Raw genomic sequence first — 22,710 nt, 5'->3', positions numbered from 1 at the left:
TCAGCGACGTGCTACATGCATGACATGGTGCTTTATCACAAGCGCCACACCCGGCTGCTGGAAGCGTCGCGCAGCCGCTTCGATCCGCCGGTCAGCCTTGGTGACACGCCCGTGATGTCGCATGTGCTCCAGCCAGGAGCCATCAATAAAGAACTCCAACCAGCTATCAGGGTTTTCGGTATTTTGCACCAGCCCCCAAGTAAGCGCCCCGCTGCGTCTGCGCATCGCCCGAACCTCATGCATGGCCAGTTTGAACGGCTCGGCATCTGTCTGCCTGACCGAGTACTCCAGCGTCACCATCACCGGACCACGATCATTGTCCTCGCCCTTGGGAGGTATCGGCGTGGGCCAGTGCAGCGAAGGGGCAATGTCTTCTGCCTCGGTCACCGGCAAAGTGAGACGTAACGTTACAACGACGCCCAGGACCAGGGTGACGCTGGCGCATAGCAGCGCAAAAGTCAGGTCATAGCGACTGGCAATGGCACCCCACAGCATCCCGCCTGCGGCCATGCTGCCGAAAAACACCAGAATGTAGACCGAGAGCACTCGTGCCCTGACCCAGGAAGGCACCGACGTTTGAACCGCAATCTGCAAACTGGACAGCACCGCAATCCACGCCGCTCCGCTGAGTGCCATGATCGGTACCAACCAGAACATATCGCGCAGCAATGCCAATGCAGCTAGAACCGCTGCGTAAATCAGACTGGCCAACACCACCAGCAGGTGACTGCTGATACGCAAGCGAATTGCCGGCAAGGTCGTCGCTCCCACCAACGCCCCAACACCAACGCTGCCCAGCAGCAGCCCAAAGTCCATGGCATCACCCTGCATGTCGCCGCGCACCAGCAAGGGCAGCAGAGCCATCCCGGCACTGGCGCCGAGGAAAAACGCAAAGGTCCGCGCCAGCGCGCGTTTTAACGGCGGCGACTCCAGACTGAAAACCAATCCTGCGCGCATGGCACCTAGCAGCCGTTCCGCCGGCAGCACAGCCGGCTCGACCTGGCGTTTCCAGAAGAACAATACCGCCATCACCGCCACAAAAGACACGGCGTTCAGCGCAAAGGTAAGCCACGGCCCGCTAAGGCTCACCAGTACTCCGGCAATGGCCGGGCCCACTGCTCGGGCTACGTTGATCCCGACACTGGACAGCGCAATGGCTGCAGGCAACTCGGTCTTGCCCACCAGCTCCGGGGTGAGAGCCGACCAGGCGGGCATCATCAAGGCCGTGCCAATACCCATACAAGCGGTCATGCCCAGTAGCAATGGCACTGTGACCAGACCCGACACCGTCAACAGCGCCAGAACCAGCGCCGAGGACGCCATCCACAGCTGCACTACCAACAGGTAGCGGCGTTTGTCGATCACATCCGCCAGCGCGCCAGCCGGCAGCGCCAGGAAAAACATTGGCGCAGCCCCGGCCACCTGAACCAGGGCGACGGCAATCGGGCTGGCTGAAAGGCTGGTCATCAACCAACCTGCCCCCACCTCGTGCATCCAGGTCCCGATGTTTGAGGCTATGCTGGCAATCCACAGCCAGCGGAATACAGGATTGCGCAGCGGGCTCCAGGCCGTTGCAGCGGGGGCGGTTGTCCCGTTATCAGAACGCAAAGCAGGAACATCCGAAAGCACCCCAGAAACCCTGGTAATCGCTGACCGGTACAGAGGACGTTCTTACCCGGTCATGGCTATGGGCGTGCACTGCACAGGGTCCGGAGCACTGATGGACGCTTGCCTGCAATGGCGCGTTGGGCTTCCAGTGCCCAGGCACAAGCGCTACCGGCGACCAGTCCGGCGTGACCGGCAGCTCACCGGGCGACAACGGACCAAATTCGCCGGTAGCGTATACCACCTTGCCCCCGACTACCGTCAGCACCGATTCTATCCACTTGACCTGCTCCTCCTCGACGTTGAAAAAATCTGCACTGAGGGCGACCAGATCGGCCAACTGACCTACCTTTAGCATACCTTTCTTGCCTTGCTCAGAAGAGAACCAGGCGCTGCCATGGGTGAAAAGTTCCAGCGCTACAGCACGGGACAAGCCCTCCGGATGAAGCGCCAGGCCGCCCACCGTCTTGCCGCTGACCAACCAGTACAGCGAGGTCCAGGGGTTGTAGCTGGATACCCTGGTGGCGTCAGTACCCGCGCCCACCGGTACGCCCTCCGCCAGCATGCGCTGAATAGGCGGCGTCTGTTCTGCCGCCTTGCTACCGTAGCGGTCTACAAAGTATTCACCCTGGAATGCCATGCGATCCTGAACCGCAATGCCGCCACCCAAGGCGCGCACGCGTTCGATATTGCGCGGTGTAATGGTTTCTGCGTGATCGAAAAACCACGGCAAGCCGTTGAAGGGAATATCCTGATTGACCCTTTCGAACACATCCAGCATGCGCGAGATGGATTCGTCATAGGTCGCATGCAGACGGAACGGCCAGCGATGTTCCACCAGGTGACGCACCACTGGCTCAAGGTCCGCCTCCATTTGCGGCGCCAGGTCCGGCCGCGGTTCAAGAAAGTCCTCAAAGTCCGCCGCCGAAAACACCAGCATTTCGCCCGCGCCGTTGTGGCGGAAGAAATCATCGCCATCCCCGGGTTTGACTTGCGTGGTCCAGTTTTTGAAGTCAGCCAGCTCTTCCTTCGGCTTCTGGGTGAACAGGTTGTAGGCAATACGCACGGTGAGCTGGTCCTTGCTCGCCAGCTCGCGCACCACTTCATAATCGTCCGGATAGTTCTGGAAGCCGCCGCCGGCATCGATGGCGCTGGTCACACCCAGTCGATTCAATTCACGCATGAACTGACGCGTGGAGTTGACCTGGTATTCGATAGGCAGCGTCGGACCTTTTGCCAGCGTCGAATACAGAATCATCGCATTGGGCCGTGCCACCAGCATGCCGGTGGGCTCACCGTTGGCGTCGCGCTGAATCTCACCGCCCGGGGGATTGGGCGTGTCACGCGTATAACCCACTACCCGTAAGGCCGCGCGGTTCAATAGCGCCCGGTCGTACAGATGCAGTACAAATACGGGAGTATCCGGTGCCGCTTGATTAAGTTCATCGAGCGTCGGCATCCGCCGCTCGGCAAATTGAAATTCATTCCACCCGCCGACCACCCGTACCCATTGTGGCGCCGGAGTGCGGTCCGCCTGCACCTTCAACATGCGTAACGCATCGGCTAGCGACGGCACGCCTTCCCAGCGCAACTCCAGATTGTAGTTAAGACCGCCGCGAATCAGATGCAGGTGCGAGTCGTTCAATCCCGGAATGACAGTGCGTCCCTGCAGGTCTACCAGATGCGTGCCATCACCCCGGAGTGCCATGGCCTCGGCGTCGCTGCCCACGGCGGTAAACTTGCCGTCCTTGATCGCAACCGCTGTCGCACGGGGATTGTCGCGATCCACTGTATGCAGATCGCCATTGAAGAAGATGATGTCGGCAGTCATGTTGCCTCCGGGAATAGTTGAGGTTGCCGCGCCTGCAGCCGCGGCGAACGGAAAGGTTGACCATAGGGCGCCGGCAGCGCCGATCAGTGATCCAGCGGCGATAAAACCCCGTCTGCCCTGGTCTGTTGGTTTGTTGGTCATGACCTGGCCCCGTCATCCTCGCCCTGCAACCAGCCTGCAAACCAGCCGGTGACCATGGGCATGAAAATGTAAACCACCAGCAGAACGATAGTGGCTGTGATCAACAGGCCGCTGGCAAAGTAGCCGCTCAGCCAGGGCACACTGGCCAATAGCGGCCGCCACGCCAGCGGTACCAGCAAGCTGAGCGGCAAGATCACCAGAAAGGTGACGCATGCCTGTTTCCAGCGCGGTGGTTGTGGGTGCTCGCTGGCAGGGGTAAACCAGAACTCGTTGGCCATACTGACTTCTGTCTGGTCGCCATCCACCAGCAGCGGTAGCGCCTCACTGATCAGCTGTTTGCGTTCATTCGAGTCGAGCCATGCCTGCAACCGCTCGATGCAGCTAAAGCGCAAGACGATGGTGAAGTTGGTCAGACCTGCACCTCGGCTACGCATCACGTTCACGCCCAGATGACCTTCAAACTGCTCTGCGACGTTCATGATCCGGCGTAACCAGACTTCATAAGCGCTAAGCTGCGCTGCCCGCACGCAGTGGCGAACGACCAGCGTCACAATATCGGGTAACTGTTGGGCCATAGTGGGCAACTCCGGAATCGGGGCGGCGAAAGCCGCCCCGTAACGACCTAAATCTCAGCGTGAACCGGTGCCAGCGTGGGGCCGTGCTTCACCCGCTCTTCCGCCTTGTGCACCATGGTGTAGGCATAATCAACGCCCATGCCGTAGGCACCGGAGTGCTCTTTCGCCACCGCCATGACGGCGTCGTAGGTGTCGCGGTTTTTCCAGTCACGCTGCCATTCCAGCAACACCTGTTGCCAGGTCACCGGCACCACTCCGGCCTGGATCATGCGCTGCATTGAGTAGTCGTGGGCCGCCTGGCTGGTGCCGCCGGAAGCATCAGCGACCATATAGATCTCGTAACCGGCATCGTGCATCGCCGACAGTGCGAACGTGGTGTTGCAGACTTCCGTCCACAGGCCCGACACAATCACTTTGTTACGCCCATTTTTCTTAAGCGCATCGCGCACTTTCTGATCATCCCAGGAGTTCATTGAGGTGCGCTCGAGGATGGGTGCGTCAGGAAACACTTCCAGCAGTTCGGGATAGGTGTGCCCAGAGAAACTTTCGGTTTCGACAGTAGTAATGACCGTCGGGATACCAAACACTTTCGCTGCTTTGGCCAAGCCAACTACATTGTTCTTCAGCGTTTGTCGGTCAATAGACTGCACACCGAAAGCCATTTGTGGCTGTTGGTCGATAAAAATCAGCTGAGAGTTGCTGGGGGTTAAGACTTCAAGCTTGGGGTTCTGCATTGTGCTCACCTTTGACATATGCGATGGGTTCGTGAAACGCCCATTGACTATCGCAGGCCCCCCGCACTGATTATTGGACGACAATCCTTGCTTGGGATATTCGTGTGGTCAGCGTCCTAAAACAGCACTCGGGCATTGCAGAAGCGGTGACCGAGAAGCCCCCAGGACGAAAGAAGTCTGGCAGGATGTCAACGCAGCCCTATGAAGTCCGCGTCTTGAACAAAGGAGCGGGTTCCGGCGCTTCGGTGTTGCCGCGAAACATCTTGCGTCCGCCCTCCAGACCGCCGATCAGCTCCAGCTCTACCCGCTCTTTGTCGCGCTCGCGCACCTCGTCGATAGCGTCCCTTGCCTGCTCTTCGTCAAAGCCGAGCTCCGTCAGTACTGCCTGGCCAAACACCAATGCGGATTCAAAGGTTTCACGGATCTGGAACTCGACTCCCGCATTGATCAGCCGCAGCGAATGGCCACGGTCAAACGAGCGGACATACAGTTTGGTCATGGGAAACTCCGCCTGGCATAGCTCGACAATGTGGTCTGCCACTGCCGGGTCGTCGACGCACACCAGGATAACCTCGGCCATTTCTGCGCCCGATGCGCGCAACACATCAAGACGGGTACCGTCGCCGTAATGGATCTTGAATCCGAAATTAGCCGCCGCGTGAATCATCTCAACGTTGTTCTCAATGACCGACAGCTCAACAGAACGCGCTAGCAACCCCTGACTGGCCACCTGCGCGAACCTGCCAAAGCCAATAAAGAGCACCCTTCCGCGCAGGTCCTCCGCGGCATCAATGCCGTCAAGGTCGACGGCAGTGGGCGCACGCCGGCGCATTTGTGCCTGAGCTATCAGCACGATGGGTGTTAACGCCATTGAGAGAATCACAATGGCGCTCATAATAGCTGACGCGCGCACGTCGAATATTCCCGCTGCCAGCGCTGCCGCATAAAGAACAAAGGCAAATTCACCACCTTGTGCGAACAGCGCAGTTCTGTGCATCGCAGTGGCATGTGTGGCGCGGGTCAGTCGTGCGATTGCATAGATACCAATCGCCTTCACCAGCATAAAGATGACGACACCGCCCAGTACCAGGTGCCACTCATTAATGACAATCCGCAGGTTCAGCGACATGCCTACACTCAGAAAAAACAGGCCGAGCAGAATGCCGCGAAACGGCTCTATATCGGCCTCCAGCTGATGCCGGAAGTTCGACTCAGCAAGGAGTACGCCAGCAACGAAGGCGCCCATCGCCATCGACAGGCCGACGCTATGCATAAATACGGCCGATCCCAGCACAACCAATAGCGCGGCGGCGGTGAGAACTTCGCGTGCGCCGGATCGGGCGATAATTTTGAAAAACGGGTCAAGCAGCCAGTGGCCCGCCACCAACAGTGCGGCAAAACCGGTGACGGCGATGGCTGCGGCTTGCCATACCGGCTCGCTGTTGAGGTCTGCTGGGCTGGATAACGTACCCCACAACGCGACAAGAGCCAGCAAGGGCACAATCGCCAAGTCCTCGAATAACAGAATCGAGATCGCCCGCTGCCCTTGGGGCGATGCTGTGTCGCCCTGCTCTTTCAACAATTGCATGATGACTGCGGTGGAAGACAGCACAAAGCCCATTGCCCCAACCGTGGCGACGGGAAATGAGACGCCTGCAGCCATCGCTACCAGCGTCAGCAAGATACCGCAGGTGACCACTTGCGCCGCACCGAGCCCGAATATTTGCCGCCGCAACGCCCATAACTTGGACGGGCGCATCTCCAAGCCGATGATGAACAGAAACATCACAACGCCTAGTTCAGCGGTATGAAGCAGCGTTTCAGGGTTGTCAATCAAGCCGAGGCCGAAGGGCCCCACAGCAAGCCCGGCGGCAAGGTAGCCAAGCACAGAGCCTAGTCCCAACCTACGAAATAGCGGCACTGCGACGGTAGCAGCTCCCAATAGAATAACTGCTTGTACCAAGCTGAAGCCCGAAGCGTCCGCCATCAAACCCCCTCGTGACGTGGTATGGCTAGCGCGGGTTCATCTGGCAAGGGGATAAACTCTGCGTCGTCGGCATCTGGCAGCTTCATCCTTCCGGCCTTCCAGTCTGATGCGGCCTGAGCAAGCCGGTCCCTGGAAGAGGATACAAAGTTCCAATGCAAGAACCGCTCGCCGATCGGCTCGCCACCCAGAACCATCAGCGTAGTGTGTTCGCAGGCTCGAACACGCGATGCGCCCGCGCTGAGCACCAGCATCCTGCCGCTCTCGTAGCGCGTACCATCCAGTTCCACTGCACCGGTTGCTATGTAGAGCGCGCGCTCCTTGTAGCCGTCAGGTATTTCAGCAGTGGCTCCCGACGCCATGTCGAGATGCGCGTAGAACAGCGGCGAATGGGTTTGCGCACTGGCGGTCAGGCCATAGGCGCTGCCGGCTATAAGCTGCCCGACCACACCCGCGTCAATCCACTGCGGCAAGTCTGATCCAGCATGATGTGTGAAAGACGGGGCAACTTCTTCCAGCTCTGTTGGCAGGGCGACCCAGGCCTGAATACCGTGCAGGCGATCCCCATGAATCCGCCCGTGCTCGAAGCGCTCGCTGTGGGTAATGCCACTCCCAGCCGTCATCCAGTTGACCTCACGTGGCCGGATTGCCTGCTCGTAACCGAGGCTGTCACGGTGCATCACTTCGCCGGAATACAGATAGGTTACGGTTGACAGGCCAATATGCGGATGCGGACGAACGTCGAAGCTGCGATCCAGACCGGGAGCGATATCGAACGGCCCCATATGGTCAAAAAAGATGAAAGGCCCGACCATGCGCCGCTTTGCAAAGGGCAACACGCGGCCGACTTCCAAGCCACCGCCCAGTCCGCGGCGCCTTTGCTCAATAATCATTTCAATCATTTCATCTCTCCAGTTCGGTTCTAGGAGTTCGTCCTCCTCCACGGCGGTCGGCGGCCTGATCCACGAGATAGGTCAAATGCGTCGCAAGATGAAACCCGTGAAGGGTGTGGTCACTATCGCAAAGAAGCGGCGCTTACTATTGGATGGCTGCCCCAGGTTTGGGACAGGTATGTGATCTGCCGAATGGAGCGCGTAGTCGCGTTGGCGGTAGAGGCAGATTTGGTGAACTGAAGCCCTACCATCCCTCTTTTGCGTTCCCCTTTTTGCGACAGAGCTAAGCCTCGGACACCACTACCGAAACGAAACTCCGAACAGGCATAGTGATTCCCGAAGGCAACTGCGCCTCGCCATAAAACAGTACCCATTCTGAAGGACCGACCGCTTGAAACAGACCAGGCAAATGCTGATATTGCTAATGGAGACGAAAAGAGCCATTCACCTCGATCCCGACGGTGCCGCAGCGCATCTGAGTCAGGCCATCGCCTTGCTCACCGCTGATAGTCAAAGCGAGCCTTCGCAGCGCAAAATCACCGGCGGTTTAGCCCCTTGGCAAGTGGCTCGTGTCGACGACTTCATAGACCAGCACCTCGACCAATGCATCCGCACAACTGAACTCGCTTGGCTATTGAGTCTGAGCCCCAGTCATTTCTCGCGCTTGTTCAAACAGACGATGGGAATGACGCCGCTGATGTACGTAGCTGCGAGACGAGTGAAGGCCGCAGGACAATATATGCTCTGCTCGTCGAGTTCGCTAAGCGAGATAGCACTGAGTCACGGATTTTGTGACCAGTCGCATTTCTGCCGGGTATTCAGACGCGAAACAGGTTTGTCCCCGCAGACGTGGCGAAAACTGCATTGTGTTACTCCTAGTCGTAGACGCGCCACAGGAAAGCTCGACTCTATTCAGCAGTACAGTGTAGAGGTAGATCATTGTTGAGCTAGGCAACCTGTAGCTGATGAGCGCAGCGATCTACAATAATTGTGACTTTAGGTGCGATACACCTGCAGGAAGCGGAGCTCTGTTTCTCTACTCAATCCGGTAGTACCATTGGCAAGCTCCGTTGTCGCTTGCTAGATGGATAGACTGCGTTGGATATAGAAGACCTACAGACATTTGTAGAAGTTGCTCACGCTGGAGGCATTTCGCCCGCTGCCGCCCGCCTTGGCGTATCCAAGTCGATCGTCAGTCGTCGGCTCGCCCGTCTTGAAGCGAAACTTGGGGTTCAGCTTCTTTCTCGAACCACTCGCGGCGCCGCACTCACGGAAGCCGGCAGTACATTCAGAGACCATGCCGCCAAAGTCTGCGCTGAAATCGACCTGGCCGAAGAAGCGATTCTACCGACCGGCGAACTTCGAGGGCGCCTGCGAGTTGCAGTGCCGCTGTCTTTCGGTCCAACCCATTTTGCTCCGGCACTGTCGGAAATGGGCCGACGGCACCCCGACCTCCACATCCACACCCGCTATAGCGATCATTTCGTCGACCTGATCACAGAGGGTTATGATTGCGCCATACGGGTTGGTTATCTGCAGGACTCCAACTTGATCGCGAGGCGCATCTGCCCGCTCTACGGGAAGCTCGTCGCGAGCCCAAGCTATATCAATACATATGGCGCACCCGAGACGCCCGACGAAATCCTGAGCCATCAAGCTCTCATGCAAGGCACAGAAGCCTGGCAATTCATGGACGGCGACAAGATCATCACGGTTCATCCACACGGGCGCTTCAAGGCCGACAACGGCACAGCCCTCCTCGCCGCAGCAATCGCAGGACTAGGGATCGCGTACCTCCCTGATCCAATTACCCATGAATCTGTAGTCTCTGGTTCGCTCGTACCGATAATGACACGTCATCCCCCGCCCCCAGCCGGGGTGTATGTCATCCGCCCGCCAGGTCAGTATCCCGCACGCAAAATCAGGATCCTGATCGAAATACTGACCGAATACTTCGAACAGGCGCCGCACCTATGGGGCCTGGAAAACTAGAAAACAGGCAGCGCGAGACCCGGACCAGATCTCGCGGATGATTGACCCCACGTGGCCAGCCTTCAACGATCCGGGACCTCACAACTTGTCGTGATCGTGGTTTCTGCGTTAGTCATCAACTTGTGAATAGGGCACTTGGAAGCAACCTGTTCGAGACGGTCTTTCTGGGTAGCGTCCAGCTTGCCGATCAGGACCAGACCCACCTGCAAATGGTACTTGCCAGATCGCTCTTCACTGCTGTCCCGGTCGACGGTTATTTGTACATCTTCCAAAGGGATATTCGCTTTCTCGGCATACATGAGCAGGGTAATGGCCTTACATGCAGCAAGCGCTGCGTCATAGAGATCATGGGGATTGGGCCCGGTATCAGACGCCGAATCCAGGCGTGCATCAGCGGTTATTTCGTGTTGGTCGGCATGCAGTAGTTGGCGAAATGTGCCTACATCACTTTTGGATAGTTTTATGGTCATGGATCGACTCCAAAATTCGGATATGTAACACGCGGGTAAGCTGGCTGTTGGATGCGCGGCTACGTGGAATGGTTGCCTGAGAAGCGACGTCCGACCAACTGGTCGGGCGTCGCAAGCATTTCAGCTACGGATAAAAGCCAACACATCTGAGTTGAACTGGCCGGCATCAATCTGGGCAAGCCCATGCGAGCCGCCAGGGTAAACCTTCAGGATGCCGTCCTTGACCAGCCCTACCGCCAACTCCGCAGAAGCGGCGAGCGGGACGATCTGGTCATCATCCCCGTGGATGAAAAGCACCGGTTTGCTAATGGCTTTGAGGTCTGCCGTGTAATCGACCTCGGAAAACTCATGGATGCAGTCATAGTGCGCCTTGATGCCGCCCTGCATACCTTGCAGCCAGAACGATTCTTGAAGCCCTTCGTTCACTTTCGCGCCGTCCCGATTGAAGCCGTAGAACGGCATAGTCAGATCGCGGAAAAATTGTGAGCGATTCTCGGCGGTACCCGCCCGAATGCCGTCGAATGCCTCCATCGGGGTGCCGTCAGGGTTGCTGTCGGTTTTCAGCATCAAAGGCGGCACCGCGCCGACCAGAACCGCTTTCGCCACCCGTGCCGAGCCATGGCGGCCGACATAATGCGCCACTTCCCCGCCGCCAGTAGAATGGCCAATCATGATGATGTTGTGCAGATCCAGGTATTCGAATAGCTCGGCGAGATCGTCCGCGTAACGATCCATGTTATTGCCATCCCAGGTCTGCTCCGAGCGCCCATGCCCTCGACGATCATGCGCAATGACGCGGTAGCCCTGTTGACCAAAGAACAACATCTGGCTATCCCAAGCGTCGGATGACAGCGGCCAACCGTGGGAGAAAAAGACCGGCTGCCCTGAGCCCCAGTCTTTATAGAAGAGTGTGACGTTATCGCTGGTAGTGAAAGTGGTCATGGGTATGGCTCCTGTGAGTAAAAACCACAGAAACAGTACGGCGGAAGGGATAGAGGCTATAGCACAAGGATGTCGCGTTAGAATGAATCGCGGTTTTTTCTTACCAGTTGGGGCCAGCTGCGATCACGCCCCATGGCATGACCGCATAATCGGGACACAAAGGCCAGGGATGCTTATCGACCAGACACAGTGACGACTTCCTCAATCCGCGATTTCGCCGTTTCTATTGCTAGCTCGCGCGCTTCCGGTCCGGAACCGATCCTCTCGGCATGAATAAAGGTGACATCAGTGATCCCGATGAAGCCCAGCAGCGTCCTCAGATAGGGCTCCTGGAAGTCCATCGCCTTCGTAGGCCCCTCCGAATAGAGCCCGCCGCGTGATTCGATCACGATGACGCGCATATCTGAAGAAAGTAACCCCTGCACACCGCCTGCGCCGTATGCAAAGGTAACCCGCGGACGCAGCACGTAATCGAACCAGCTGCGCAATGACGACGGAATACTGAAGTTATACATCGGAGCACCTATCACAAGGACGTCGGCCGCCTTCAGCTCAGCAATCAGCTCATCTGAAAGTGCCTGCGCGGCCAATTCGTCTTGCGTCTGGGCAACAGCCCTGATGCCCGCAACAGTGGCGGATGTGAGATGCGGTACGGGCGCGTCGTTGAGGTCGCGATAAGTCACTACAGCGTTGGGGTTTAGCTCGAGCATGCGCTGCACTGTGCTCCCTACCAAATGTCGCGAAACCGATGCCTCACCCAGAGCGCTGCTGTTTATAACAAGAATATGGTTCATGGTCGTACGTCCTTTGCTAGATAGGCACACAGAAAGAGCACCACATTGTCTTGGCGAAAGCCCGGAGCACGGTCGCTATGACGAGTCATAGGTCAGCCGCTGTTGCCACTGGGTTCAAGATTGATTCCGCAAGGCATGCCCAAAAAGCGGACGCCTATTTGCAGCAGTATTGTCCTATTCAGGTTTTCAGCCCGGTAGTAGCATTTTGCAGGAACCATTGTTGCTATTCGGGGAACGCCAAAATGGACATTGAAGAATTGCAGACCTTCGTAGAGGTTGCCCATGCTGGAGGTATTTCACCTGCCGCCCTAAGGCTCGGTATCGCCAAGTCGATCGTCAGTCGACGCCTCGCCCGTCTTGAATCGGAACTGGGCGTTCAGCTTCTTTCGCGAACCACCCGCGGAGCGGCTCTTACCGAAGCCGGCACTACATTCAGAGACTATGCGGCCAAGGTATGCGTCGAAACCGACGTAGCCAGAGAAGCGATGCTACCGACCGGTCCACTTCGCGGGCGCCTGCGGATCGCGGCTCCACTCTCTTTCGGACCAACTCATTTCGCACCTATCCTCGCGAAAATGGCCCAACTACACCCTCAACTTCATATACACACCTGCTACAGCGATCGCCGAGTTGATCTGATCACCGATGGCTATGATTGTGCGATACGGCTTGGCCTGCTAGAGGATTCCACGCTAAAAGCACGGCGCGTCGGTCCGATTTTTGGGAACCTCGTAGCGAGTCCATGCTATATCAGGAAATATGGGGCGCCGGAGACGCCAGATGACATTCTGGCCCATGAGGCTCTTATGCAAGGTAACGAAGCCTGGCAATTCATGGACGGCGACAGGATCATTACCGTGCACCCGCAGGGGCGATTCAAGGCAGACAGCGGCACTGCCCTCGCCGCCGCCGCTGCAGCGGGGATTGGCATAGCGTGGCTGCCTTATTTCATAACCCACGAATATATGGCATCCGGCGCGCTTGTCCCGATTATGACGCGCTACCCTCCCCCTCTGGCCGGTGCCTATGTTGTCCGACCACCAGGCCAGCACTCCACACGCAAGATCAAGGTCCTTACCGAGATCTTGATCAAGTACTTTGAACAGTCTGCGTATCTATGGGGCGAGGGATGTGCATCGCGCCCAGCTGCTGAGAGTAAAAAGGCCTCTTGAAATGCCCTCCAGAGGCGCGCCTCAAGCTCGGCGAATGACCAGGTTGCGGATCTCGGTCATGTCTTCCATCGCGAAACGCACGCCTTCGCGGCCCAAGCCCGAATCCTTGACCCCGCCATAGGGCATGTTGTCGACGCGGTAGCTGGGCACATCGTTGATCACCACACCACCGACGTCCAGATGATCCCAGGCATCGAACATCTTGAACAGATCGCGAGTGAAGACGCCCGCCTGCAGCCCGAATCTAGAGGCGTTGACGTCGGCCAGAGCAACATTGAAGTCACTGAAGCGTGACAGCACAGCGACCGGGCCGAAGGCCTCTTCAGTGACTATTCTGGTATCGGCAGGCACATCCTCGAGCAGGGTGGCATCCAGCATCGCACCATCGCGGTTGCCGCCGCAGAGCAGCTTACCCCCCGCGGCAAGCGCTTCGTTGATCCAGGCCTCGAGCCGCTCCGCTTCCTTGACATGAATCATCGGGCCGATAAAGGTATCGCGCTGCTTGGGATCGCCCGCTATCAGCGTCTTTGTCCTGGCGACCAGCATGTCGCGGAAACGATCGTAGACCTCGGCATGGATGATAATCCGCTGCACCCCGATACAGCTCTGCCCCGACTGGTAGAAGGCACCAAAAATGACGCGTTCGAGCGCATCGTCGAGATTGGCATCCGCATCTACTATCACAGCAGCATTGCCACCGAGCTCAAGGACCACTTTCTTCTTGCCGCAGCGCGCCTTGAGGTCCCAACCAACGTCGGGCGACCCGGTAAACGACAGCAGCTTGAGGCGGTCGTCGGTGGTAAACAGTGCGGCGCCATCACGGCTGGCGGGCAAGATCGAGAAAGCGCCTCTGGGCAGGTCGGTCTCAGCCAGCACTTCGCCTATGAGTATCGCCCCCAAGGGTGTGCGGCTCGCCGGTTTCATCACGAACGGGCAGCCCACCGCAAGCGCTGGAGCGATCTTGTGCGCAGCCAGGTTGAGTGGGAAATTGAACGGCGAGATGAAGGAACAGGGCCCGATTGGCACGCGCTTCCACATGCCCTGATAACCCTTGGCACGCGCCGAGATGTCGAGCGTCTGGACTTCGCCTGACGTCCGCACAGATTCCTCAGCGGCGATACGGAAGGTATCGATCAGCCGCCCGACCTCCCCCTCGCTGTCCTTGATAGGTTTGCCCGCCTCAACACATAGCGCGTAAGCGAACTCATCGAACCGCTCGGTAAAACGCGTGACGCAATGGGTGAGCACCGCCTGGCGCTGGTAGCTTGCCACTCGCGCCATCGGTTCTGCCGCTGCAACCGCACCTGCGATCGCTGCGTCGATCATCGCAGCATCGGCCTGAGCAACGTGGAAAGCGACCTCGCCAGTAAACTTGTCAGTCACCGCAAGATCGGCGTTCGGCTGCTGCGCCGCATTATTGAGATATAACGGATAGGCAGACTTGAGCTTAGTCATTTGAACTCCCCGAGCATCTCGTTTCCCGGCTTAAGTCGGGAAACGAGATGGCCCTTACAATTTTTTCGACAGATTCTTGATGTCGACATTGAGAATCTGATCATTTTCAGAATAGTCGACTGGGCAGTCGATCAGATGAACGCCAGGCGTATCGCGGGTATGCACGAGCAGTTGCTGGAGATGCTCAGCGCTTTCCACGCGGTGGCCAAACGCGCCATAGCTTTGCGCGTACTTGACGAAATCGGGATTGCCATAGGTCAGACCCCAGTCCTTGAAGCCCATCTGCGCCTGTTTCCAGCGGATCATGCCATAGCTGCTGTCGTTGAGAATCAGCACGGTAAGATTGAGCTTCAAGCGCACGGCGGTCTCCATCTCCTGGCTGTTCATCATGAAACCGCCATCGCCACAGATCGCCATCACCTTGCGATCGGGATAGACCATCGCCGATGCCATAGCCGAGGGCAGACCCGCGCCCATGGTGGCGAGCGCGTTGTCGAGCAGCACGGTATTGGGACGGTATGCAGTGTAGTCCCGCGCGAACCAGATCTTGTACACGCCGTTGTCGAGGCAGATGATGCCGTCTTCGGGCATCGCCGCGCGGACCTGTTCAACCAGATAGGGCGGGAAGATGGGGAAGCGTGCATCGTCCGAGATCGACGCGCTATGCGCGATCTGGCCTTTGCGCGCCGCCAGCATCGCGTCGAACGTCCAGCTTCCATTCGGAACGATATCCTGCTTGATCTGCCAGATCGCGTTGGCGATGTCGCCGACAACCTCGATCTGCGGGAAATAGACCGGATCAACCTCGGCGGTCTTGGACGAGATATGAATCACCTGGGTGCCGCCCGGCCGCATGAAGAACGGCGGCTTCTCGATCACATCGTGGCCGATATTGATGATCAGGTCAGCAGCCTCAACTGCGCGATGGACAAAGTCGCCCGACGATAGCGCCGCGCAGCCAAGAAATTTGGGGTCACGTTCATCGATCACGCCCTTGCCAAGCTGAGTGGTAAGAAAAGGGATGCCGGTCTTCTCGATGAACTGCCGCAACATTCGGCAGGTCATGGTGCGGTTGGCGCCTGCGCCAATCACCAGGACCGGCGACTTGGCCTTTTCCAGTGCATGCACCGCAGCGCGTATCGATTTCACATCGGCATTGGGCCGCCGCGTATGGCTACGCGTCAGCGGCACCGATTCGGTTTTTTCGTCGGCGACGTCCTCGGGAAACTCGATGTGTGTTGCGCCGGGTTTCTCCTCTTCAGCGAGCCGGAAGGCCTCGCGCACCCGGCTGGGGATGTTGTCGGCGCTGGCGAGCTGGTGGGTGAACTTGGTCAGCGGCCTCATCATGTCGACCACATCAAGGATCTGGAAACGACCTTGCTTCGACTTCTTGATTGGCTTTTGTCCCGTGACCATGAGGATAGGCATACCTCCGAGCTGGGCATAGGCGGCAGCGGTGACCAAATTGGTCGCGCCCGGCCCTAGTGTCGCCATGCACACACCGGCCTTACCGGTATGCCGTCCATAGGTCGCGGCCATAAAGCCTGCGCCCTGTTCATGCCGGGTAAGGATCAACTGAATCCTGGTCGAGCGGCTAAGGCTGTCGAGCATGTCGAGATTCTCCTCACCAGGAACCCCGAAAATATACTCTACCCCCTCTTCTTCCAGGCACCTGACGAACAGGTCGGCTGCTTTGGTCATGATGAAGTTCTCCTAAGCTCAGGCCAGCACGATCTGGCCAAATGCAAATCAGTTGCGGGGCTCGAACATCGAGACCTGACCGGCGGCCTCCGCTGCCAGCACTTCTTCCTGTAACACATCCCAGTGTTCAGCCAGCTTGCCGCCATCAACCCGGAAAATATCGACCACTATCTGGGGTGCTTCCGCCCAGCCACGGATACGTCCATGTATGGCGACGTAATCGCCTTCGGCGATCATACGGCCGGGCTCGTAATAGACGTCAGGCGACAGGCTAGCGACGAGCGCTTGCAAAGCTTCGCGGCCTTGGGGAATGGTTGGATTATGCTGAATGTAATCTGCTGCATAGAGGCGCTCTACCGCAGAGACATCATGGCGTTGGAAAAGTGATGTCATCGCTTCAAGGACCAAGGCCTTGTTGCGATGCGGTCGCTCATCAGTAATAAGATCCGCGGGACCTTTGACCGTGAGTGATCCAGTCATCCTCAAAAACTCACCGTCAGGTAAGGTGGCGTAGGAGTGAATCAGACCCCGATCATAGTCCTGAAGGTTCATCACCGTCGCACCATCATGCTCCTGCCAGCTTACTGCGAAGAGGTTGTTGCCAAGTGGCACGACCTGTATAGCGACCGTCTCGACTCGGGCAAATGGCCCCTCCTTGATCTCGAATTTCAAGTGTGTCAAAGACAGTAGCGTCAGAATGACCTGAAGCTTTGGATAGGAAACATGCATTTCCAAGCCAACAGGGAAACTATCTATGGACATTTCATGCCCCTCTAGATTAAAGCCCAACCGGGCCAGCTGCGGTCACAACCAATGGCATGATCGCTTGTCACAAAAGGATGACGAGACTCGAATAATCACGCGTTGTCTCGCGAAGGGTCGCGGAGAAGCCTCGTCATCCCCGCCTGGATTAACCCGCGCTGGCAGGCACCGGCGTATTGAGCAACTGCTGCTCCCACATATACGCAATACTGCTGCCACCGCCATGCTGCCTCATGACCTCGAGTATTCCGTCAAGGTGCTCGGTCCGCGCCCAGTCTCGCTGCCATTCGGACGCCAATGCCATCCAGGTCATCATGTTCACGCCGGCCGCAATCATGCGCTGTATGCCGACTTCGTGAGCCTCTACCGACGTACCGCCAGACGCATCCGTGATGACAGTAACGTCCCAGCCCTCGCCAGCAGCCTGGATAGCCGGCATAGCGACACAGATTTCGGTCCAAAGACCAGCAATGATCAGTTGCTTGCGGCCGGTTGCCTTGACCGCGTCCACTGTCGGCTTGTCTTCCCAAGTGTTGATGAAAGTGCGGTCGATGATTTCCTGCCCGGGAAATACATCCGTGATCTGAGGAAAGATGTTGCCGCCCTGGGCAGCGACCACACTCGTCAGGATGGTCGGAACATTGAAGGCTTTTGCAGTCTTGGCCAGGGCCGCCGAATTGTTAATTACCATCGTCGGTTCGTGGCTGTTCAGATTCGCGAGCTGGTAAGGCTGGTGGTCAATCAGCACCAGCACAGAGTCTTCAGGGCGAAGAAGAGACGCCAGGCCATTACGAAAAGTCATAAGTACATCCTCTATATGTTGCCATCGTAGGTGGGTTTGGTTTTCGGTTAAGAGATCCGCCAGGGGCTACGTCTCCTGTAAAGGAGTGTCCTGCGTCTACCCTAGGCCCGGTAGTACCCAAGACCGTCAAACACTGTCGCCTAACGGGGAACGGCGAGTTGATATCGAAGGAGCAAGACCGGCCTTCAGACGCCTTGCAGGGTCCAGTGGCCTACTAATCACGGTCAGCAAGAAAGCGGCCGTGTTTCAACGGCCGCTGTCGTACCCTGCATTCACTCTTTGCGCAGGAAGGTCAAAAGGTCTTGATTCAATCGATCCTTGTGAGTGTCCGCCAAGCCATGGGGTGCACCTTCGTATATCAGCAGCTCCGCATTCTCGATCAGGGCTGCAGAAGCTTTCCCGGAACCGTCAATCGGCACGATCTGGTCGTCGTCTCCATGTATGACCAGCGTCGGCACATCGAACTTGGCTAGGTCTTGGCGGAAGTCGGTCGCAGAAAATGCAGCGATGGAGTCATAAGTATTCTTGGCACCAGCCAGCATGCCCTGCCGCCAGAAAGACTGAATCAGGCCCTCGGACGACTTCGCGTCGGCACGATTGAAGCCAAAGAACGGACCGGAAGCGATGTCGAGATAAAGCTGTGAACGGTTCTCCAGCGATGCCTCGCGCAGCCCATCAAAAACCTCAATGGGCAGTCCGCCAGGATTGTCATCGGTTTTCAGCATCAGCGGTGGCACGGCGCTCACCAACGCTGCCTTCTTGACCAGGCCTGTACCGTGACGGCCGATGTAGCGAGCTACCTCACCGCCTCCGGTAGAAAATCCCACCAGAGTGACATCCTGCAGTTTCAACGTGTTCACCACTGCAGCCAGGTCATCGGCGTAGTGGTCCATATCGTTGCCTTCCCAGGGCTGGCTGGAACGTCCGTGACCGCGGCGATCATGGGCGATGGTGCGGTAACCGTTGTCTGCCAGAAACTGCATCTGCGACTCCCAGCTGTCCGAGTTCAATGGCCAGCCGTGGCTGAAGACAACAACTTCGCCGTCTTTCGGGCCCCAGTCCTTGAAGTAGATCTCGACGCCGTCTTGGGTGGTAATAGTGCTTTCTGTGCGCTCGCTACTGGGTGCTGCAGCAAGTTGTGAAGTAATTGGCAGCAGTACTGCTAACAAAGCCGCGGCAATGGTACGGTTGGGGGTTCTCATGTCGCACTCCTTTCTGCAGCGGGAGAGACCATAAAAATAGACGCAACCCAAACGCTAACGGCGAGGACAATGACTGCGCCGGATGATCTAGTTTGAGCAATCGTGATCATGATGCTCTCCCATTTAGGAACCGTCGGCTCCGGAGATAACAACGTAGATAATTCACAAACGCGTCGATAGAACAGGCATGTCGCTTTTGGATAAGACGGGTTATTGATCAACGCGAGGCAGGATCACCCATGTCAGAATGACAGTTGATAAGCGACCAGTCTCAAATACTATAGGGCACGGGTGCTAGGTATGATGCGTCACCGGTTCAGCAGACATGTTACGGCGCGAAAACTGCGTTCAACGACCTACCGGAAGCGTCAGAACCGGCAGATTCTCCGCCCCACCGGCTTGCACCTCTTGCCGGATCAGTGAAGACATCAGGCCAAGCGTTCGACGTGATTCAAGATCATCCTTGGGGATATAAAACCAGGTTCCCAAATGTTCAACTGCGAGGTAGACGTCACTTGGCTTTTGCTGGCTGGCGTGTACGTGAAAGAACTCGAGTCCGTCGGGGATCGGCCAGTCGGGAGCAACTCTATCAGTGTGATGGGAAGCAGGAATCGACACGCCTCTTGAAAGGAAAGCCATCATTTCAAGCGGAGATCGCAAAGCCACAGTCAGCTGAAAACTGTTCTGCTGGCTGTTGCGCATAGGATCGATCCTATAGGTTCCCGCTTGCCCATCAAGATTCAGCCTATCTGCCAGAGACAACCAATCCGCTGAACCGGCAAGGGGCGCACTGACAATGAGCTCCAGACTTTCTTTTTCCTCAGTCAGCGTGTAGCCGTCCTCTTCACGAATTAGCCCGTAGCCTTTCTCTCGCAGCGCTGTGAGATCATCAAGGCCCAACTCGTGGATGAAGTAGCCGTCCAGGACACCGACAGAGCGCGAAACCAGCGCGAGTTCCAGTTGGTGCGTGCGCTGCCACAACCCAAGTTTCCTGAAAACGTCCAACTGCTCGGTAGGCACCTCAAGTGCCTCGCGCTCCAATCCGACCGGCGTGCCAACGTCGTTGATTCTACGAACCATCAGCCCAAACACACGTTCCAGTCCCCAGCCATATTCAATTAATCGATAGAGCGTTTCCGGACCGACTGGCGCCATGATCTGCCGGGTAAACTCCTTCTCTTGCTGCGGCGAAAAAGTCACCGTGGGGCTGGAAGAAAAGCTGATGGCTGCTTCCGGACTGAATACCTCAAGGCGTCCATCCCCGTCGGTCTCCCCGCCAATCAGCAGTTCAGATGTAAATTCGAACTGTGATGAAATCCCGGTGACTTGAAGGAAGGCAGGTGGTTCGTTGTATCGAAGGCGAACAATATTCAGCAGCAACTCTTTCTGCTCGGTCTCCTGCAAAGCCTGGTTGTAGTCCATCCGGCTACTTGAGAACTGTGACGACCCTGTGGAGCAGCCCCCCAGCATGCCGGCAAATCCGATAAACAGGAAAAGGCCCAGTTTCGTCATGTGACAGCTCCGAGTGCTCACTTAAGTTAGCTGCGCAAGCGTGAGACAGGCATTGTCACTCTATTGCCTAGATCGAGACAGACTCTTACTGGGGAGAACTACACCCCCTAAAAGGAGGGTGTGTAGACTTAGCGGTAAAAACCAAACCGCCGAACACAGACATCCACATCGAACGCCTCGCCAATAGCGATTACCGCTACGCTGCGGATTGTTGCAGGATCCAGATCCTTGTCTGTGCGATGGGCTTGCAGTTCGCTATAGGGCACAACAAACCGCTTCCATTGCGGCTCCACCGTCAAAGTGCAGCGAAAGGATTGCCAGGGCTTGTCCAACTGCGTGGTCTTGACGTTCAGATTGTAGTCATGTGCCGGGCCGCATAGCTCGATAAAGAAGCCCGCGTACTCGCCGCAGGACCAACTCGGCTCGATCTCCAGCTTCATCTGAATAAAGCCGCCGTTATTCTCAAGACTTGTGCGGCCAGACAGACAAGTACAAGCCGAGCCATGGCGTTCGCACTGCTGCAGCTCCGCCGTCGAGACCCCGCCCATCACCTGATCGGTGATAGCAGTCCAGGGCGATCGCTCGCCCTGACGTGCTTGGTAAATATCGGCTACCCGGGTGCTCATGGCAGGAAAATCGCCTTTACGTTGACGAATTCTTTCATGCCGAAGCCGCCGTGTTCGCGTCCGTATCCGGAATCCTTGACCCCGCCAAAGGGCATATTCGGATCCGCAGCGCCGAATGAGTTGATACGAATCATGCCCGTATCGAAGTGATCACGGGCCAGCTTGATGGCGCGCTCCTCATCCTTGCAGAAAATCCCGCCACCCAGGCCGTAGCGACTATCGTTCGCCAGTCGCATGGCATCTTCATCATCTTTGGCGCGGATGACTGCCGCAACAGGCCCGAAGATTTCATCGTCATAGGCCGGCATTCCGGGAGTGACCTCCGTCAACACGGTTGCAGGATAATAAGCACCCTTGCGGTCGGGCACCTCACCACCGCAGAGGACTTTCGCACCCTTTGCGACACTACTCTCGACCTGCTCTTTGACCGTATCGAATTGGTCCTGGCTGGAAAGCGGACCCAGTTGTGTGTCCTTGCTCGTGGGGTCACCCATGGTAATGGCTTTCATCTGAGCCACGAAGGCTTCAACAAAGGCGTCATAGACCTTTTCCGTGACGATGAACCGCTTGGCAGACACACAGGTCTCGCCATTGTTGTATAGCCGGCCCATCACTGAATATTTCACCGCCGTTTCAATGTCGGCATCGTCAAGTACCAGGTAGGCGTCGTTGGATCCCAGTTCAAGTACCGTTTTCTTTAGCGCTTTGGCTGCCGTCGCGCCAATGTGTCGACCTGCTCCGTCGCTGCCGGTCATCGTAACGCCGCGGACCTTGGGGTGGGCGATCAACTTGTCGCTGGTGTCGTGGCCGATCACGACGACCTGAAACAGATTTTCGGGCAGGCCAGCTTCAATACATAATTCGCGCAGGCGCAGGCCTGATCCGGTGCAGATGCTGGCATGCTTGAGTACACAGCCATTGCCCGCCATCAGGTTTGCGGCCAGCACTCGAACCACCTGGTAGCAAGGAAAGTTCCAGGGCTGAATCGAATAGATCACACCGATGGGCTGATAGCTGACGATGCCACGCTTGCCGCTAAGCCCCTGCTCACGCTCTTCATCGGCCAGCAACTCGGGGCCGTTCTTGGCGGCGTATTCGAACAGAGCCGCACAGAGTTCGACTTCAACGCGGCCGTCCTTCAGCAGCTTGCCGGTTTCACTGGTCATTAATGCAGCCAGTTCATCAGCATTGTCACGCAGCTTTTGCGCAATTTTCGTCAAGTATGGCGCCCGGTCCTGCGGAGTCAGTTGGCGCCATTCCAGAAAAGCAGCATGACAGGCTTCCAAACGCTCAGTGGCTTCCTGTTCAGACATGACATCGTAGGTGTGGAGTTGTTCTTCAGTTGCGGGGTTAACAGTAGTGATGGTCGACATGGTCGCTCCTACGGGATCGAATAGGTTGGTACAGCGGGTGTCGTCGGCATGATGCACACGTCAGCATTCATCTGCTTGGCCGCGAAGACACCCTAGGCTGTCTGCCCCAATGGACCAGCAGGCTTTTTCAGTAGTTCCTGGCCC

Annotated in this window: 20 protein-coding genes; 3 read left to right on the top strand and 17 right to left on the bottom strand. The window is 57.3% G+C overall.

What is annotated here, in order from left to right; genetic code table 11:
* The 6 genes from DT594_RS03170 to DT594_RS03145 form a co-directional block, all read right to left on the bottom strand.
* Complete coding sequence (locus tag DT594_RS03170) at positions 1-1,608, bottom strand: MFS transporter (RefSeq protein ID WP_149331335.1); 1,608 nt, start codon at positions 1,606-1,608, stop codon at positions 1-3.
* Positions 1,598-3,577, bottom strand: coding sequence for an amidohydrolase (locus DT594_RS03165; RefSeq protein WP_149331334.1), 1,980 nt, complete (start codon positions 3,575-3,577; stop codon positions 1,598-1,600). The genes DT594_RS03170 and DT594_RS03165 overlap by 11 nt, the downstream gene beginning before the upstream one ends.
* Positions 3,574-4,152: a putative antibiotic biosynthesis monooxygenase gene (locus DT594_RS03160; RefSeq protein ID WP_178091390.1), complete on the bottom strand. Its 579-nt coding sequence runs from the start codon at positions 4,150-4,152 to the stop codon at positions 3,574-3,576. The genes DT594_RS03165 and DT594_RS03160 overlap by 4 nt, the downstream gene beginning before the upstream one ends.
* A gap of 47 nt (positions 4,153-4,199) precedes the next feature.
* On the bottom strand, positions 4,200-4,886 hold the full coding sequence (locus DT594_RS03155) for a hydrolase (protein ID WP_149331333.1): 687 nt from the start codon (positions 4,884-4,886) through the stop codon (positions 4,200-4,202).
* A gap of 199 nt (positions 4,887-5,085) precedes the next feature.
* A complete protein-coding gene (locus tag DT594_RS03150) occupies positions 5,086-6,873 on the bottom strand; it encodes a monovalent cation:proton antiporter-2 (CPA2) family protein (protein WP_149331332.1) in 1,788 nt (595 codons plus the stop codon).
* Entirely contained in the window at positions 6,873-7,772 is a 900-nt protein-coding gene (locus DT594_RS03145; protein WP_149331331.1) for a pirin family protein, read from the bottom strand. Before DT594_RS03145 ends, DT594_RS03150 begins: the two co-directional genes overlap by 1 nt.
* A 382-nt stretch (positions 7,773-8,154) precedes the next feature.
* On the opposite strand from DT594_RS03145, the gene DT594_RS03140 reads away from it, so the two are divergent.
* Positions 8,155-8,709: a helix-turn-helix domain-containing protein gene (locus DT594_RS03140; RefSeq protein ID WP_246164540.1), complete on the top strand. Its 555-nt coding sequence runs from the start codon at positions 8,155-8,157 to the stop codon at positions 8,707-8,709.
* Between the two features lie 152 nt (positions 8,710-8,861).
* On the top strand, positions 8,862-9,755 hold the full coding sequence (locus DT594_RS03135) for a LysR family transcriptional regulator (RefSeq protein ID WP_149331330.1): 894 nt from the start codon (positions 8,862-8,864) through the stop codon (positions 9,753-9,755).
* Between the two features lie 62 nt (positions 9,756-9,817).
* Here the strand turns inward: DT594_RS03135 and DT594_RS03130 are convergent, their stop codons facing one another.
* The 3 genes from DT594_RS03130 to DT594_RS03120 form a co-directional block, all read right to left on the bottom strand.
* A complete protein-coding gene (locus DT594_RS03130; protein ID WP_149331329.1) occupies positions 9,818-10,225 on the bottom strand; it encodes an OsmC family protein in 408 nt (135 codons plus the stop codon).
* Between the two features lie 120 nt (positions 10,226-10,345).
* Positions 10,346-11,167 (bottom strand): alpha/beta fold hydrolase, encoded by an 822-nt coding sequence (locus DT594_RS03125; protein WP_149331328.1) that lies wholly within the window; start codon positions 11,165-11,167, stop codon positions 10,346-10,348.
* A gap of 173 nt (positions 11,168-11,340) precedes the next feature.
* Positions 11,341-11,961, bottom strand: a complete 621-nt coding sequence (locus DT594_RS03120; protein WP_149331327.1) for an FMN-dependent NADH-azoreductase — start codon at positions 11,959-11,961, stop codon at positions 11,341-11,343.
* A gap of 242 nt (positions 11,962-12,203) precedes the next feature.
* Between DT594_RS03120 and DT594_RS03115 the strand changes: the two genes are divergently transcribed.
* Positions 12,204-13,133 (top strand): LysR family transcriptional regulator, encoded by a 930-nt coding sequence (locus DT594_RS03115; RefSeq protein WP_149331326.1) that lies wholly within the window; start codon positions 12,204-12,206, stop codon positions 13,131-13,133.
* A 21-nt stretch (positions 13,134-13,154) separates the two neighbouring features.
* Here the strand turns inward: DT594_RS03115 and DT594_RS03110 are convergent, their stop codons facing one another.
* The 8 genes from DT594_RS03110 to DT594_RS03075 form a co-directional block, all read right to left on the bottom strand.
* Positions 13,155-14,588, bottom strand: a complete 1,434-nt coding sequence (locus tag DT594_RS03110; RefSeq protein ID WP_149331325.1) for an aldehyde dehydrogenase family protein — start codon at positions 14,586-14,588, stop codon at positions 13,155-13,157.
* 54 nt (positions 14,589-14,642) lie between these two features.
* On the bottom strand, positions 14,643-16,289 hold the full coding sequence (locus DT594_RS03105) for an acetolactate synthase large subunit (protein ID WP_149331324.1): 1,647 nt from the start codon (positions 16,287-16,289) through the stop codon (positions 14,643-14,645).
* A gap of 48 nt (positions 16,290-16,337) precedes the next feature.
* On the bottom strand, positions 16,338-17,051 hold the full coding sequence (locus tag DT594_RS18990) for a nuclear transport factor 2 family protein (RefSeq protein ID WP_218574465.1): 714 nt from the start codon (positions 17,049-17,051) through the stop codon (positions 16,338-16,340).
* A 148-nt stretch (positions 17,052-17,199) separates the two neighbouring features.
* Positions 17,200-17,853: a hydrolase gene (locus DT594_RS03095; RefSeq protein WP_149331323.1), complete on the bottom strand. Its 654-nt coding sequence runs from the start codon at positions 17,851-17,853 to the stop codon at positions 17,200-17,202.
* Positions 17,854-18,125: 272 nt separating this feature from the next.
* The gene (locus DT594_RS03090; RefSeq protein ID WP_149331322.1) at positions 18,126-19,055 is read right to left on the bottom strand and encodes an alpha/beta fold hydrolase; all 930 of its coding nucleotides are present in this window, start codon (positions 19,053-19,055) and stop codon (positions 18,126-18,128) included.
* Positions 19,056-19,403: 348 nt separating this feature from the next.
* A complete protein-coding gene (locus DT594_RS03085) occupies positions 19,404-20,567 on the bottom strand; it encodes a hypothetical protein (RefSeq protein ID WP_149331321.1) in 1,164 nt (387 codons plus the stop codon).
* A 128-nt stretch (positions 20,568-20,695) separates the two neighbouring features.
* On the bottom strand, positions 20,696-21,193 hold the full coding sequence (locus DT594_RS03080) for a CIA30 family protein (protein WP_149331320.1): 498 nt from the start codon (positions 21,191-21,193) through the stop codon (positions 20,696-20,698).
* Complete coding sequence (locus DT594_RS03075) at positions 21,190-22,566, bottom strand: NAD-dependent succinate-semialdehyde dehydrogenase (protein ID WP_149331319.1); 1,377 nt, start codon at positions 22,564-22,566, stop codon at positions 21,190-21,192. The genes DT594_RS03080 and DT594_RS03075 overlap by 4 nt, the downstream gene beginning before the upstream one ends.
* Positions 22,567-22,710 lie beyond the last annotated feature (144 nt).

It is taken from the genome of Halopseudomonas laoshanensis, from assembly GCF_008365385.1.
Classification (GTDB): Bacteria; Pseudomonadota; Gammaproteobacteria; order Pseudomonadales; family Pseudomonadaceae; genus Halopseudomonas; species Halopseudomonas laoshanensis.
Note: the sequence above shows the minus strand (reverse complement) of the source record. Positions and strands in the feature narration are given on the sequence as shown.

What these genes read in the sequence shown, in the direction of transcription:
- DT594_RS03115 (WP_149331326.1), top strand. Translation starts at nt 12,204, where the DNA reads ATGGACATTGAAGAATTGCAGACCTTCGTAGAGGTTGCCCATGCTGGA.
- DT594_RS03150 (WP_149331332.1), bottom strand. Translation starts at nt 6,873, where the DNA reads ATGGCGGACGCTTCGGGCTTCAGCTTGGTACAAGCAGTTATTCTATTG.
- DT594_RS03125 (WP_149331328.1), bottom strand. Translation starts at nt 11,167, where the DNA reads ATGACCACTTTCACTACCAGCGATAACGTCACACTCTTCTATAAAGAC.
- DT594_RS03145 (WP_149331331.1), bottom strand. Translation starts at nt 7,772, where the DNA reads ATGATTGAAATGATTATTGAGCAAAGGCGCCGCGGACTGGGCGGTGGC.
- DT594_RS03160 (WP_178091390.1), bottom strand. Translation starts at nt 4,152, where the DNA reads ATGGCCCAACAGTTACCCGATATTGTGACGCTGGTCGTTCGCCACTGC.
- DT594_RS03130 (WP_149331329.1), bottom strand. Translation starts at nt 10,225, where the DNA reads ATGACCATAAAACTATCCAAAAGTGATGTAGGCACATTTCGCCAACTA.
- DT594_RS03090 (WP_149331322.1), bottom strand. Translation starts at nt 19,055, where the DNA reads ATGAGAACCCCCAACCGTACCATTGCCGCGGCTTTGTTAGCAGTACTG.
- DT594_RS03110 (WP_149331325.1), bottom strand. Translation starts at nt 14,588, where the DNA reads ATGACTAAGCTCAAGTCTGCCTATCCGTTATATCTCAATAATGCGGCG.
- DT594_RS18990 (WP_218574465.1), bottom strand. Translation starts at nt 17,051, where the DNA reads ATGTCCATAGATAGTTTCCCTGTTGGCTTGGAAATGCATGTTTCCTAT.
- DT594_RS03075 (WP_149331319.1), bottom strand. Translation starts at nt 22,566, where the DNA reads ATGTCGACCATCACTACTGTTAACCCCGCAACTGAAGAACAACTCCAC.
- DT594_RS03165 (WP_149331334.1), bottom strand. Translation starts at nt 3,577, where the DNA reads ATGACCAACAAACCAACAGACCAGGGCAGACGGGGTTTTATCGCCGCT.
- DT594_RS03095 (WP_149331323.1), bottom strand. Translation starts at nt 17,853, where the DNA reads ATGACTTTTCGTAATGGCCTGGCGTCTCTTCTTCGCCCTGAAGACTCT.
- DT594_RS03085 (WP_149331321.1), bottom strand. Translation starts at nt 20,567, where the DNA reads ATGACGAAACTGGGCCTTTTCCTGTTTATCGGATTTGCCGGCATGCTG.
- DT594_RS03120 (WP_149331327.1), bottom strand. Translation starts at nt 11,961, where the DNA reads ATGAACCATATTCTTGTTATAAACAGCAGCGCTCTGGGTGAGGCATCG.
- DT594_RS03105 (WP_149331324.1), bottom strand. Translation starts at nt 16,289, where the DNA reads ATGACCAAAGCAGCCGACCTGTTCGTCAGGTGCCTGGAAGAAGAGGGG.
- DT594_RS03080 (WP_149331320.1), bottom strand. Translation starts at nt 21,193, where the DNA reads ATGAGCACCCGGGTAGCCGATATTTACCAAGCACGTCAGGGCGAGCGA.
- DT594_RS03155 (WP_149331333.1), bottom strand. Translation starts at nt 4,886, where the DNA reads ATGCAGAACCCCAAGCTTGAAGTCTTAACCCCCAGCAACTCTCAGCTG.